This is a genomic window from uncultured Megasphaera sp. (genome assembly GCF_958350005.1).
Taxonomy (GTDB): domain Bacteria; phylum Bacillota; class Negativicutes; order Veillonellales; family Megasphaeraceae; genus Megasphaera.
Genome location: NZ_CATWFF010000036.1, coordinates 1 through 14,110, shown reverse-complemented (window position 1 = coordinate 14,110; position 14,110 = coordinate 1). Strand labels below are relative to the sequence as shown.

Sequence of the window (14,110 nt, the reverse complement as noted above, 5' to 3'; positions counted from 1 at the left end):
GTATATACTTTACTATATCACACTTGCAGCACCTAGGCTACTGTTTTTTGACACGTTCAGGCAAATATTATAGAATAAATACGAATAGATAAAGCGTATACCTGTGGTATACAGATGAGGATGTGATTCGTGTGAAAGGAAAAGTGGGAATCCTGCTGATTGCGGCTGTGCTGGCTTTTGGCTCAGTGAGCCTGGCAAAAGAAAAGGGGAATCTCCTGTCCCTGCCGTACTGGGGAGTTATTACTGTCCCTGCCGGGCTGTATATGGAGCCGGGACAGCAGACGATGCTGACGGCGAAAGAGTATGATGGCGACGTAGCGGCCATGTTGGAAACGATTTATCCCATTGAGCCCGTAACGTATCAGCTGGTGCTGAAAGACGATGCAGCCTTTCAGTACGGCTATCTTCTGCGGTACAGCACCGATGTCTGGGCTGTCGAAGCGGCAGCATCGCGGCGCAAAAAGGAAAACGCCTATTTGCGGGACATTGGCGACCGGCCGGACATGAAGACACTCATGGCCAGGTCAGCAGAACGGATGAAGGAAGATCTTCCTGATTCGTTCCGCATTGTCAGCCCCTTGACGGAGAAAAAGGTGAAGGGTCGTCTGTTTTATGAATGTACGCTGAAACGGCGCATGGTCATTAATGAAACGGCCTTCGACGAAGCGATCCGGGTCATTGCCTGGCAGCATGGTACAACCATTGAAATTGCCGTCCTGATGGCAGAAGAAAATCCGGAAAAAGGCAATTTGCTGGATACGATGACGACAGCCTTTGAAACTGCCGATAAAATGGCGAAAAAATAACAGGTAAAGGGTGAACATGAATGATACGATTTGAATGTGATTATCTGGAAGGGGCGCCGCAGCCCGTGCTGGACGCCGTCGTAAAGGCCAGTGCGCAGCAGCATCCAGGCTATGGATTTGATGAAAACAGTGATCATGCAAAGCAGCTGATCCGTAAGGCCTGCCAGCTTCCGGCCAGCGGAGGCGTCCATTTTCTTGTCGGCGGCACGCAGGCCAATCTGACGATTATTGCGGCCCTTCTCAAACCCTATCAGGGCGTTATTGCACCGGATACGTCCCATATTTCCAATCATGAAACAGGCGCCATCGAAGCGACGGGACATAAGATTCTGGCCCTTTCTACAGACGACGGCAAGCTCCATGCGTCTCAGGTCGAAGCCCTGTGCGCAGCCTACGAAAAGGAAACGCATAAGCTCTTTTTCGTTCAGCCCGGCATGGTATATGTCTCACAGACAACGGAAATGGGCACGATGTATACGAAGCAGGAACTGGCTGATTTGTATGCTGTATGCCGCAAGTATGGCCTGAAAGTATTCGTCGACGGCGCACGGCTTGGCTATGCCCTGGCGGCACCGGACTGCGATATGACCCTGGCCGATCTGCCGCAGCTTTGCGATGTATTCACCCTGGGCGGCACGAAGCAGGGCGCCCTGTTTGGCGAAGCCGTCGTGACTACAGATGCACAGCTGAACCGGGACCTGCCGTACCACATTAAGCAGCACGGCGGCCTGCTGGCCAAAGGCTGGCTCCTGGGCGTACAGTACGAAGCCCTGTTTACAGATAATCTGTATCTGCGGCTGGCCAAACATGCTGCCGATCTGGCTGTCCGCATTCACGACAGTCTGGCAGCTATGGGATTTTCCTTCCTCTACGAGCATCGGACAAATCAGCAGCTGCCGATTCTGACAGAAGACCAGTTTACGAAGCTGAATGAACAGTTTTCCGTCGATCACTTTGCCGATTTGCCGGACGGACGCATTGCAGCCCGTATCTGCGCGTCCTGGGCGACGAAGGAAGACGATGTTACGGCCCTTCTGGCATATATGAAGACGCTGAAATAGTATTATATAGATAAAGAGAAAGAGGCTGCCCCGCCTTTTGTGCGGGACAGCCTCCTTTTGCTGTGGTCGTATTAAAATGGAAACATCAGCAGATACAGGCCGCGGCCTGTTGTTCGTCAGCTGACTACCCACTTGACCAGATACAGGGCCAGGGGAATCGTAACCAGGGCAATGCCGATAAGGTCGATGTAGAACCCGGTCTTGATCATTTTTGTCAGTGGAATATAGCCGCTGGCATAGACGATGGCATTGGGCGGCGTCGATACGGGCAGCATAAACCCGAGGGACGAAGACAGGGCAATGGCTACGGCTACCGGAGCCGGATGGAGACCGGCGGCCATGGCCGTCATAATGCCCAGAGGGCCGATCATGTTGGTAGCAGCTGTATGAGATGTCAGTTCAGACAGCAGCAGGGACAATACAGAGAATACGGCAATGAGCACAATTTCCGAGGGATTGCCGCCCAGGCTTTCGATGATAAGGCCGCCAAACCAGTCAGACAGCCCGGTAGCGTACATCATGGAGCCCATGGCCAGGCCGCCGCCGAAGAGGAGAATGGTGCCCCATTCCACGCCCTGTACCGCTTCTTTCCATGCCAGGGTATACTGCATCTTTTTTGCGTTTACAGGCAGGAAAAACAGGAGCAGTGCCCCTGTCATAGCGGCCATGGATTCGGGAAACAGCTGGTTGTACATGGTCGTAACGACATGGTCCGGTCCCAGCCAGATGCCGAATACGCCGGGGAGAATCCACAGGATAATAGCGACCAGAAAGGCGAGAACCGTATTTTTCTGGGCCCGCGTCCACGGTCCCAGTTCGCGGCGGCGCTTGTCGATAAATTCCTGGGCTCCTTCGATTTCGCCGACTTCCAGCGGATACTGGCGAATGATGACGATATAGGCCAGGCAGAAATAAATGATGCTGGCAATGGCGCCCCAGATCATCCATTCAAAGAAGGTAATGTGAATAGACGCCATCTGCCCCAGAAAGCCCAGCATAATCATGTTTGGCGCTGTGCCGATAGGCGTGAGGACGCCGCCGGTCGATGCGGCATAGGCCGTCATGAGCATGAGGCCTGTGGCGTATTTGTGCTTGTGCAGATCAATGTGCTTGCCGTGATGGGCAAACATGTCCTTAATGGCCATGAGCAGTCCCGTAGCAATGGGAAACATCATGGCCACCGTCGCCGTGTTGCTGACCCAGCCGGAGCACAGCGCCGTCGCCAGGCCGATGGCCAGCATGATTCGTTTGGGATTGGAGCCGACCCACGAACGGGACAGGAGCCAGAAGGCAAAGCGCCGGTCCAGGTGATTGTGCATCATGGCTGTCGCCAGGAGGAAGCCGCCAATGAACAGAAAAATGAGGGGATTGGCAAAGGCAGCAAAGGCCTTGAATGCGGGCATGACGCCGGTAATGACGGCCAGTGTAGGCCCGACGAGGGCCGTTACGGGAATGGGAATGGGCTCGGTAATCCACCACAGGGCGACAAGGCACATAATGGCCAGCACCTTGTGCGCTGCCGGCGTCAGTTCCGGTATGGGCGTCAAAAAGAGGAGCAGTGCGCAGAGAGGACTCAAAAACAGGCCAATACGGCGCCTCTTGCGGTCAAAAGCGGAAGATTGATTCATAAACAACCCTTCTTTCTTTTATATCATATAAAGACGATAGAAGTATCGCTTGTATAGGTACTTTACATCTTATCACAAAAAAGAGTCTCCTGCACGGGGAGACTCTTTGGTATTGGTGCTTACAATTCTTTCATCAGTTCTTTTAAATGGGCGGTGAGCTTCATGTTTTCCCGGTAGTCCACAGGGCAGTCGATAATGGCCGGCCGGTCCTGGCTGAAGGCTTTCTTCAGAATGGGCAGGAGGTCTTCCGTCTTTTCTACGCGGTAGCCGGCAGCGCCGAAGCTTTCGGCAAACTTGACGAAGTCCGGATTGGTGAAGTCGACGTATACATGGTGGCCGTACTGCATGTCCTGCTTCCATTTAATGAGGCCATAGCTGGAATCGTTGAAAATGAGGGTAACGAAATTGGTGCCCAGGCGGTGGGCTGTTTCCAGTTCCTGGCAGTTCATGAGAAAGCCGGCGTCGCCCGTAATGGCCAGGACCTTTTTGTCCGGATGGACCAGCTTGGCTGCAATGGCGCCGGGGACGGCAATGCCCATGGTGGCGAACCCGTTGGAAATAAGGCACGTATTGGGCTTGTAGCAGTTGTAGTGGCGGGCAATCCAGACTTTGTTGGCGCCTACGTCGGAAATGACGATGTCATCTTCGCCCATGACGCTGCGGCAGTCGATAAGGGCTTTCTGCGGCTTTACCGGGAAGGACAGGTCCTTGCGGTAGCTTTCGTGTTCTTCCACCATTTTCTGGCGGATGGACAGGGCGTATTTCGGTTCCTGCAGGCGGGCTGCTTTTTTCATAATCCGCGTCAGTGAATCGGGAATATTGCCGACTACTTCGACCTGGGGCTGGTAGTTCTTGTTGATGTCTGCCGGCAAGGTGTCGATGTGAATAATATCGGCATCGTTCCTGTGCCATTTGGACGGCGCATATTCGATGATGTCGTAGCCAATGGCAATGACCAGGCTGGCCTTTTCCAGCACTTTCGTCTGGTAGTCATCCATGGGAATGCCTACGGTCCACAGGGAATAGGGATTGTCAAAGGGGATGGCCCCTTTGGCCATCATCGTATTGATGACAGGGAGCTTGAGTTTTTCGGCAAATTTCGTCAGCGCTTCAGCGGCATGACTGCGGATGACGCTGCTGCCAGCCAGGATGACCGGATTCTTGGCGTATGAAATCATGGCTGCTGCAGTATCAATTTGCGCATCCATGGCCGTTTCTGGTAAAATAGCCTTGCGCTGCATCGGTTTTTCATCGGCATCGACGGGCATCTGACTGATGTTGACCGGCAGATCGATAAACGTGGCACCTGGTTTTTCCCGTTCGGCGTATTTAAAGGCCAGACGGGTAATTTCAGCCATCGTATCGGGACGGACGACTGTATAGGCCCGGCGGGTAATGGGTTCGAACATGGCCCGCAGATCCAGATACTGGTGGGCTGTAATATGCATCTTATCCGTGCCGACCTGACCGGAAATGGCGACCAGCGGCGCTCCGTCGCAGTCGGCATCGGCTACGCCGGTAATGAGGTTCGTAGCGCCTGGCCCGAGGGTGGCCATGCAGACGCCGGCCTTGCCGGTCAGACGGCCGTATACGTCAGCCATAAAGGCAGCACCCTGTTCATGACGGACTGTAATGAACTCTATTTTAGACTGTTCCAGGGCATTCATAACGGCAAGATTTTCTTCGCCAGGAATGCCGAATATATAATGGACGCCTTCTTCTTCCAGGCATTCTACCAGTAAATCGGCAGTATTTCGTACAGATTTTGTTTCAGACACGATAACAATCTCCTTTCTGTAACAATGAGCAAGAAGAAACAAGGACCTGGGTCAATATGGTTCCTGTCTGCCCTGTCATTATAGTACGGGCAATACAATTTTTCAATTTTACTGTAAGAAATTTAATCTATGTTTAATAGTGCTGTTCGCTGCTCTGTCTGGGTGTGATGAGAAAGGAATCAGATTGTTTCCGGCATGGTAAGGCCCTGGCGTCCTGCCTGTGCAGGAAAGATTATGTCATGATGCGGCATGCATTATATGATGATGAAAAAGGAGTGTTGACTGTGAATGTACTTATCAGCGCCTGCCTGCTGGGACTGTCCTGCCGGTATGACGGTCAGTCCAAACAGTATCCGGCGGTATCGCAGCTGCAGCAGCGGGAGGATATTCATTTGATTCCCTTCTGTCCGGAACAGGCCGGCGGCCTGCCGACGCCGCGGGACCCATCGGAGCGAAAAGGGGAGGCTGTCATCACCAGCGGCGGCAGGGATGTAACCGAGGCGTACTGGCGCGGAGCCCGGCAGGCCCTGCAGCTGGCCCGGCTGTTTCACTGCTCTCTGGCAGTCCTGAAGGAAAAAAGCCCGTCCTGCGGCTGCGGCCGTATTTATGACGGCTCCTTTACGCGTACCCTGACGGACGGAGACGGTGTGACGACACAGCTGCTGAAAGAGAATGGCCTTACGGTCATCGGTGAAGGGCAAATTGCGGCTTGCTTTTGCACGGACCCTTTGCTAAAATAGGAAAGTACAAAAGGAGGTTTTGCTGTGAGTACTGTATTGCGTGAAATATATGAATGGATATATTCCATTGTTATAGCACTGGCCATTGCCATGGTCATTCATATTTTCTTCTTTCAGCCGACCCGCGTGTCCGGCGAGTCCATGGTACCGACCTTGCATAACGGCGAATACCTGGTCGTTTCCAAATGGAATCACGTATTCCGGGAAGTTCCCGATTACGGCGATATCGTCATTATTGACAGCCGCGTCCGCTATAACCGTACGTGGAAAGATGACGTCATAGAGCCTATGAACAACTACCTGGCCTTTTTCAACCACGATTTGCAGACGAAAAACGTCTGGGTCAAGCGTGTGATTGGCCGCCCCGGCGATACGCTGGCGTTTCATGACGGCAAGGTATGGCGCAACGGCCAGGCCCTGGATGAACCGTATATCAATGAACCTATGGTGTACAGCCGCAATGGGGAGATCAAAATTCCCGACGGCTACGTATTCTGCATGGGCGATAACCGGAATCACAGCAGTGACAGCCGCTTTATCGGTCCCGTTCCCGTAGATCATGTACTGGGAAAGGTGATCTGGTAATTTCATACAGCACAGACAGTTCGCAATCCATCCTGTCGGTAAACAAAACTAGGGAGTTGTACAAAACGCATTAATTGTACACGACGGGATTGCACAGGCAGTCCCGTTTTTTTTGACTTTTACAGGTAATAAGGAGGTGACGTCAATGTATAATTTTCTGAAAACCCCGCGGCGCATGACGATTTCCGCCATGGTCATTGCTTTGTATATCGTATTGCTGTATCTGACACAGAGTATTTCTTTTGGAGCCTATCAGATCCGTATTGCTACGGCCTTATATGCATTGGCGTTTTTGTACCCCTTCCTGGTCATTCCCATGGGTGTTGCGAATTTGCTGGCCAATTTCTTATTTGGCGGACTGGGGCCGATCGATATGATTGGCGGGTGCTTCGTCGGTATGGCGACGACGGCGCTTATCGTTCAGGTTCGTCAGCGCGGCTGGAACGTATGGCTGGCGGCCCTGCCTATCTGGCTTGTGCCGACGCTGGTCGTCAGCCTGTGGCTGTCACAGCTGCTCCATCTGCCGTACAGCATGCTCGTCGTCAGTCTGGCCGTCGGTCAGGCACCGCCGGCAGTATGCGGTGTTTTCCTCATTCATGGTCTGGCCAGACAGACCTGGTATATCCATAAGGAGAAGAGTTTATGAGCCGAACTGATACAGAGCTCCAGGGCGTTACGCTCCTGGGCAATCAGCACACGAAATATGCCTTTGATTACGATCCGTCCCTGCTGGAAACGTTTGTCAACAAACATCCTGACCGGGACTATGTCGTCAAATTTAACTGCCCTGAATTTACCAGTCTGTGCCCCATGACGGGACAGCCCGATTACGCGACGATTTATATTTCCTACGTGCCGGGAGAACGGATGGTAGAAAGCAAATCCCTGAAGCTGTATTTATTCAGCTTTCGCAATCACGGCGATTTCCACGAAGACTGCGTCAACATCATCATGGATGATCTCGTAGCCCTCATGGACCCCAAGTACATCGAAGTGTGGGGGAAATTCCTGCCCCGCGGCGGCATCAGCATCGATCCGTACTGCAATTACGGCCGCAAAGGGACGCCGTGGGAACAGGTTGCCTGGCAGCGCCTGTCCCAGCACGACATGTATCCCGAACGGGTCGATAACCGTTAGGTTTTTGGACTGCCGGCCTGTTAGGCAAACGAGGTCGGCCTGTCCCATCGTATAGAGAAGCTTTCGCTGCTTTCCATTGGCTGCAGCAGTCCATGGATGCAGGGAGGGCTTCTTTTTCTTTTTGCCGGTGCAAAATGCAGACAGTCAGCCTGTTTTCCCGGTTCCTGACGCGACAGTGTAAAATTTTTGTGGAAAAAATTTATCATACTAAAGTCAAGATGTGTTCGATCTTGACGCTCGGATAGAAAGAGACATCATCTACTCACGAAGTAGTTGATGCCAGATGAATGAAAATGTACTGACATTCTAGTCAACTAAAATTCCCACAACAACTTGACACTATCTCCTGACGCTGCAGAGATTGTATTTCAGGCGGCGGTTATGGTATGATACATACTAGGTTTTAATAGTAAGGAGAATCTATGGTGGAACGGATATATTTGGATTATGCGGCAGCAACGCCGCTGGATCAGCGCGTACTGGCGGCGATGATGCCCTTTCTGACGACACAGTACGGCAATCCATCCAGTTTGCATTACTTTGGCCAGCAGGCCCGGGCAGCGGTGCAGAAAGCGCGGCAGCAGGTAGCAGCGAGCCTGCACGTATCGCCGCAGGATATCGTATTTACCAGCGGCGGCACAGAAGGGGACAACCTGGCCGTATTGGGATATTTGCGGGCCCATGCACCTCATGGCGGCCATCTGATTACGACAGCTGTCGAGCACCACGCTGTCCTGCGCACGCTGGAAGCCATGACCCGGCGGGGATATGACCTGACTGTTCTTCCTGTCGATGAGACCGGGAGAGTAGCCGTTGACGACCTGCGCCGGGCTCTGCGGGACGATACGGTCCTCGTGTCGGTCATGTATGGCAATAACGAAACGGGAACGATACAGCCCATTGAGGAGATTGGCGCTGTTTTAAAGCCGACGCAGGCCGCCTTTCACGTCGATGCCGTGCAGGCGTACGGCTATCTTCCCATTCATCCAGAAGAAGAGGGCATTGATTTGCTGACCGTGTGCGGCCATAAAATTTACGGGCCCAAAGGGGCAGGGGCGCTGTATATCCGCCATGGACTGCAGGTAGCATCAGAGTCATACGGCGGTCCTCAGGAACACCGCCTGCGGGCTGGCACGGAAAACGTGGCGGCTATTGTCGGCCTTGGCTGTGCTGCGGAACTGCTCACTGCCGAACGGCAGGGCCGGTATGACCAGGCTGCCCGGCTAAAACAGCGGCTGTATGAACAGCTGGTCTGCCGAAGCGGGCAGATTCATCTCAATGGATCGCTGGAACACAGTTTGCCCAATATTTTGAATATCAGCATTGCCGGAGCAGACAGTGCGGTCCTGCTCATTGCCCTGGACCGGCAGGGCGTTGCCGTATCGGCCGGGGCGGCCTGCGAGTCCGGCGCCATTACGCCGTCCCATGTGCTGCAGGCTATGGGAACGGAGGATACGTGGCTGCGCGGCAGTCTGCGCCTGTCTGTAGGCAAGGAAACGACAGAAGCAGATATGGATCAGGCAGTTCGTTCCATACTGGCGGCTGCTGACTGCATAAAGGAGGAAGGCCATGAATAAGTGTGTAGCTGTTGCCATGAGCGGCGGCGTAGACAGTTCCGTTACGGCGGGACTGCTGAAAGAACAGGGGTACGACGTTATTGGCATTACCCTGCGCCTGTGGGAAGAAGAGCCAGGCTGTGCGCCTGTGGACAATATTCATGCCTGCTGCTCCCTGTCTTCGGTTGACGATGCCAAGGCGGTGGCTTCGGTACTGGGAATTCCTCATTATACCCTGGATTTTCGCGATGTCTTCCGGCGCGACGTGATCGAGTACTTTATTGACTCCTACGCCAAAGGACAGACGCCCAATCCCTGTATTGCCTGCAATGGCTTTATCAAATTCGGCCTGCTGTGGCAAAAAGCCCGGCAGTTTGGTGCATCCTTTCTGGCGACCGGCCACTATGCCCGCATTGGCCGCGATGAAGACCGGGGCCTGTATACGCTGCTGCGCGGCCGGGATCGGCGAAAAGACCAGTCCTACGTGCTCTATCAGCTGACTCAGGACATGCTGGCCCATTTGCTGTTTCCCATGGCCGATCTGGAAAAAAGCCATACCCGGGAACTGGCCAAACAGTGGGGACTTCCTGTATTCAACAAGCCCGAAAGTCAGGATATTTGCTTTATTCCCGACAATGACTATAAAAAATTCTTAAAAAAGGAACGGCGTGACATCTTCAAAGAAGGAGACTTTGTCGATGCCAGCGGTCATGTCGTAGGCCGGCATCACGGCATTGCCGCCTATACCATTGGCCAGCGGCGCGGCCTGAATCTGGGCGGTCCTGGCGGCCCCTATTATGTGACGGCCATCGACGTCGCCCATAACCGCATCGTCGTCGGCGCTGAACAGGACCTCTTTTCTTCCGTCGTCTGCGCCGATGAGGCCACGTGGGTAGAGCCGCTGACAGATACAGTGTTCCGGGCCATGGGAAAAATCCGCTACGCTGCCCGGGAAGCGGCCTGTACGGTCCATGTCGACGGCAATACCATACGGGCTGAATTCGATCAGCCCCAGCGGGCCGTGACGGCGGGACAGGCCCTGGTCCTGTACGATGCCGAAACGGGTGAGCGCGTATTGGGAGGCGGCGTCATACGCCAGTAATATATGATGTAAAGGAGACCTATAATGGCGACAGAATATATACGTAATTTTTCTATTATTGCCCATATTGACCACGGCAAATCGACCCTGGCAGACCGGCTGCTGGAACAGACCGGCACCGTGCCGGAACGGGAAATGGAAGCGCAGCTGCTGGATACGATGGATCTGGAACGGGAACGGGGGATTACGATTAAAGCCCAGTCGGCCCGCCTCGTATACGATGCCAAAGACGGACATCAGTATATCCTGAATCTCATTGATACGCCGGGGCATGTCGATTTCAACTACGAAGTGTCCCGCAGTCTGGCAGCCTGTGAAGGGGCACTGCTCATCGTTGACGCCACGCAGGGCGTAGAAGCCCAGACTCTGGCCAATGTCTATCTGGCCCTGGAACACGATCTGGAAATTATCCCCATTATTAATAAAATTGACCTGCCCAGTGCCGACCCGGAACGGGTGCGCAAGGAAATTGAAGATGTTATCGGTCTCGATGCGTCAGAAGCCATTCTGGTCAGCGCCAAGACCGGTCAGGGCATTGATGAAGTACTGGAAGCCATTGTCAAGAAGATTCCGGCGCCAGAAGACAAATCGGCCGATCCCTTGCGGGCCCTGATTTTTGACTCCCATTTTGATGCCTATAAAGGGGCTATAGCCAATATTCGCGTCATGGAAGGATCGGTTAAGCCAGGCGACCGCATTCGCATGATGGCTTCGGGAAAAGAGTTTGAAGTCATTGAAACAGGCGTATTTCTGCCGCAGATGCATCCCATTCCGTCCCTGGAATGCGGTACTGTCGGCTATCTGGCGGCCAGCATGAAGAACGTCCGCGACTGCCGCGTCGGCGATACGGTTACCCTGGCCGACCGTCCCGCAGCGGAAGCTCTCCCGGGGTATCGCAAAGCTGTGCCTATGGTATACTGCGGCCTCTATCCTGTAGAAACGAATGAATACGACAATCTGCGGGATGCCCTGGAAAAGCTGCACCTGAACGATGCGGCCCTGCTGTTTGAGCCGGAAACGTCGTCAGCTCTGGGCTTCGGCTTTCGCTGCGGCTTCCTGGGACTGCTCCACATGGATGTTGTGCGGGAACGGCTGGAACGGGAATACAACCTGACTCTCATTACGACGGCACCGTCCGTTATTTACCACGTATACTGCACAGACGGCACTATGGTCGCCGTTGACAACCCGGCTCTCATGCCGGATATGACGAAGGTCGATCATATTGAAGAGCCTTTCGTCAAGACGACGATTATTATTCCCAAGGAAATGGTCGGCACGGTCATGGAAATTTCCCAGAACCGCCGCGGTCAGTATGAAACCATGGACTACCTGGACGAAACGCGGGTATCTCTGATTTATAATCTGCCGCTGTGCGAAATTCTGTATGACTATTTTGACGTCCTCAAGTCGGCTACGCGGGGCTATGCCTCTCTCGATTATGAACTCAACGGCTACCAGACGTCTCCCATGGTGAAGATGGACATCCTCATTAACGGCGAAGTCGTCGATGCCCTGAGCATCATCGTTCATCGCGATTTTGCCGCCCGCCGGGGCAGAGCACTCGTCGAAAAGCTGCGCAGCATCATTCCGCGGCAGCTGTTCCAGATTCCTATTCAGGCAGCCATTGGCAATAAAATCATTGCCCGGGAAAACGTGGCCGCCCTGCGCAAGGACGTACTGGCCAAGTGCTACGGCGGCGATATTTCCCGGAAGCGCAAGCTCCTGGAAAAGCAAAAAGAAGGGAAGAAGCGGATGAAGCAGTTCGGTACTGTAGAAATTCCGCAGGAAGCCTTCATGGCAGTCCTCCAGGTAGACGACACGTGATCGGCGTATACGTGCATATTCCTTTCTGCGCTCATAAATGTATATACTGCGATTTTCCGTCGTACAGCGGCGCCGGCCAGTATGCCGATGCCTATGTAGATGCCCTGTGCCGGGAAATTGCCTGCTATGACGGCGACAGCCAGGCCGATACAGTGTATTTCGGCGGCGGTACGCCGTCCTTGCTTTCAGCAGCGCAGTTTGCCCGGATTTTCACGCAGCTGCAGCAGACCTTTTCCCTTGCAGCCGATGCGGAAATTACGGTCGAAGCCAATCCGGACAGCCTGACTGCTTCGTGGGTCCGGGAGCTGGCGCAGATAGGTGTCAACCGGGTCAGCCTGGGCATCCAGTCTTTTGACGACGGCGTCCTGCGTACGCTGGGCCGCCTCCATACGGCAGCAGAAGGCCGGCAGGCTGTGCAGACCGTGTGGGAGCAGGGAATAGAAAATATTTCCATCGATCTCATGTACGGACTGCCGGGACAGACCGTTCCCATCATGCAGCGCACCCTGGCAGAAGCAGCAGAGCTGCCGGTCTGTCACGCCTCGGTATACCGCCTCATCGTAGAAGAGCATACGCCCCTGCAGGCAGCAGTCTGCAGGCAGAGGCTGCATCTGCCGTCTGACGAGGAAACGGACGCAATGGAGCAGGCCGTTCATGCAGCCATGAAAGAACGGGGATTTCATCATTATGAAGTATCGGCCTATGCCGGAGCAGGGAAGGAATCCCGGCACAACTGCAAGTACTGGCAGTATGAGCCTTACGCGGGCTTTGGCGTGTCGGCCCATTCCTTTGACGGCCAGTGCCGCCGGGCCAATATGGCCAATATTCCCCAGTATATCCGCCGTGCCGGCCGGCAGTCCGTTACAGGAGAAGAGGTCGTCATCGACCGGAAGCGGGCTGTTGAAGATTACTGCTTTCTGGCCCTGCGAATGCGCCGGGGCATTGACAGCCAGGACTTTTGCCGGCGCTTTTCCTGCTCCCTTGAAGATGAATTCGGTCCCGTTCTGCAGCAATTGCTGTCACAGCATCTGCTGGAACGGTCGCCGCAGGGATACCGGCTGACGGCGACAGGCCTTGCCTACGGGAATTACGTGTTTTCCCGGTTCATTCGCTGAGGGCCGGCAGAAAAGGTGAAAATGAACGTTAGTCCAAGGGACATATACAAATAATGGCCAGACAGGATTGACAAGTACTACCATTTTGGATATAATTCTAATGTGTGCAGTAAAGCACTCCCTATCATATCTTGGAGGGAGGGATATAGAATGGCAGAAATCAGAGTAGGTAAAAACGAAACGTTGGACAGCGCACTCCGCCGCTTTAAACGTTCTTGCCAGAAGGCAGGCGTTCTCTCGGAAGTTCGCAAACGTGAACATTATGAAAAACCGAGCGTACGGAGAAAGAAAAAATCCGAAGCAGCACGTAAACGGAAGTTCAGAGCATAATCGTCAACAGTAAGAAGGGTGATACCGTGTCTCTTAAAGAAGAACTGCTTCAGGACATGAAAACAGCGATGAAAGCCAAAGAGGAAGGCAAGGTTGCCTTATCGGTTATCCGCATGGTCCGTTCATCTATCCGCAATGTGGAAATTGACGGGAAATGTGAACTGGATGATGCCGGTGTGGGCGCCGTCATCGCAAAGGAAATGAAACAGCGCAAAGAATCGCTGGCTGAGTTCGAAAAAGCTGGCCGAACCGATTTGATCGACGAAGTAAAGGCTGAAATGGCAGTACTGGAAAAGTATATGCCCAAACAGCTTTCGGCAGATGAAGTCCGTCAGCTCGCCGCCAATGCCCTGGCCGGCAAAAGCGGTCTGAAAATGGGCGATGCCATGAAACTCGTCATGCCGCTGGTAAAAGGAAAAGCCGACGGTAAAGTTGTTTCACAGAT

General features: G+C 53.7%; 14 protein-coding genes. 12 read left to right on the top strand and 2 right to left on the bottom strand.

Going from position 1 to position 14,110, the window contains the following annotated elements; translation table 11 throughout:
* The first annotated feature begins 131 nt into the window (after positions 1-131).
* Together Q3886_RS03590 and Q3886_RS03585 are read left to right on the top strand one after the other, a co-directional pair.
* Positions 132-806 (top strand): hypothetical protein, encoded by a 675-nt coding sequence (locus Q3886_RS03590; protein WP_301859797.1) that lies wholly within the window; start codon positions 132-134, stop codon positions 804-806.
* Positions 807-826: 20 nt separating this feature from the next.
* Positions 827-1,867, top strand: a complete 1,041-nt coding sequence (locus Q3886_RS03585; protein ID WP_301859796.1) for a low specificity L-threonine aldolase — start codon at positions 827-829, stop codon at positions 1,865-1,867.
* Positions 1,868-1,983: 116 nt separating this feature from the next.
* On the opposite strand, the gene Q3886_RS03580 is transcribed toward Q3886_RS03585, so the two are convergent.
* Positions 1,984-3,495, bottom strand: coding sequence for a DASS family sodium-coupled anion symporter (locus tag Q3886_RS03580; RefSeq protein ID WP_301859795.1), 1,512 nt, complete (start codon positions 3,493-3,495; stop codon positions 1,984-1,986).
* 119 nt (positions 3,496-3,614) lie between these two features.
* Complete coding sequence (locus Q3886_RS03575; protein WP_301859794.1) at positions 3,615-5,273, bottom strand: acetolactate synthase large subunit; 1,659 nt, start codon at positions 5,271-5,273, stop codon at positions 3,615-3,617.
* A 284-nt stretch (positions 5,274-5,557) separates the two neighbouring features.
* Here Q3886_RS03575 and Q3886_RS03570 point away from each other — a divergent pair, with 284 nt between their 5' ends.
* From Q3886_RS03570 to Q3886_RS03525, 10 genes are all read left to right on the top strand, one after another.
* Positions 5,558-6,013: a DUF523 domain-containing protein gene (locus Q3886_RS03570; RefSeq protein ID WP_301859793.1), complete on the top strand. Its 456-nt coding sequence runs from the start codon at positions 5,558-5,560 to the stop codon at positions 6,011-6,013.
* 24 nt (positions 6,014-6,037) lie between these two features.
* Positions 6,038-6,598: a signal peptidase I gene (gene lepB, locus Q3886_RS03565; RefSeq protein WP_301859792.1), complete on the top strand. Its 561-nt coding sequence runs from the start codon at positions 6,038-6,040 to the stop codon at positions 6,596-6,598.
* Positions 6,599-6,743: 145 nt separating this feature from the next.
* Positions 6,744-7,244 carry a QueT transporter family protein gene (locus Q3886_RS03560; RefSeq protein WP_301859791.1) on the top strand — a complete coding sequence of 167 codons (501 nt, stop codon included), beginning with the start codon at positions 6,744-6,746 and terminating at the stop codon, positions 7,242-7,244.
* Positions 7,241-7,735, top strand: a complete 495-nt coding sequence (queF, locus tag Q3886_RS03555) for a preQ(1) synthase (RefSeq protein ID WP_301859790.1) — start codon at positions 7,241-7,243, stop codon at positions 7,733-7,735. The genes Q3886_RS03560 and queF overlap by 4 nt, the downstream gene beginning before the upstream one ends.
* Before the next feature lie 422 nt (positions 7,736-8,157).
* A complete protein-coding gene (locus Q3886_RS03550; protein WP_301859789.1) occupies positions 8,158-9,312 on the top strand; it encodes a cysteine desulfurase family protein in 1,155 nt (384 codons plus the stop codon).
* Positions 9,305-10,393: a tRNA 2-thiouridine(34) synthase MnmA gene (gene mnmA / locus Q3886_RS03545; protein WP_301859788.1), complete on the top strand. Its 1,089-nt coding sequence runs from the start codon at positions 9,305-9,307 to the stop codon at positions 10,391-10,393. Before Q3886_RS03550 ends, mnmA begins: the two co-directional genes overlap by 8 nt.
* Before the next feature lie 24 nt (positions 10,394-10,417).
* Positions 10,418-12,220 (top strand): translation elongation factor 4, encoded by a 1,803-nt coding sequence (gene lepA / locus Q3886_RS03540; protein WP_301859787.1) that lies wholly within the window; start codon positions 10,418-10,420, stop codon positions 12,218-12,220.
* Positions 12,217-13,335 carry a radical SAM family heme chaperone HemW gene (hemW, locus tag Q3886_RS03535; protein ID WP_301859786.1) on the top strand — a complete coding sequence of 373 codons (1,119 nt, stop codon included), beginning with the start codon at positions 12,217-12,219 and terminating at the stop codon, positions 13,333-13,335. The genes lepA and hemW overlap by 4 nt, the downstream gene beginning before the upstream one ends.
* A gap of 150 nt (positions 13,336-13,485) precedes the next feature.
* Positions 13,486-13,665 carry a 30S ribosomal protein S21 gene (gene rpsU / locus Q3886_RS03530; protein WP_023053041.1) on the top strand — a complete coding sequence of 60 codons (180 nt, stop codon included), beginning with the start codon at positions 13,486-13,488 and terminating at the stop codon, positions 13,663-13,665.
* A gap of 26 nt (positions 13,666-13,691) precedes the next feature.
* A partial coding sequence (locus Q3886_RS03525) for a GatB/YqeY domain-containing protein (RefSeq protein ID WP_301859785.1) occupies positions 13,692-14,110 on the top strand: 419 nt, incomplete at its 3' end.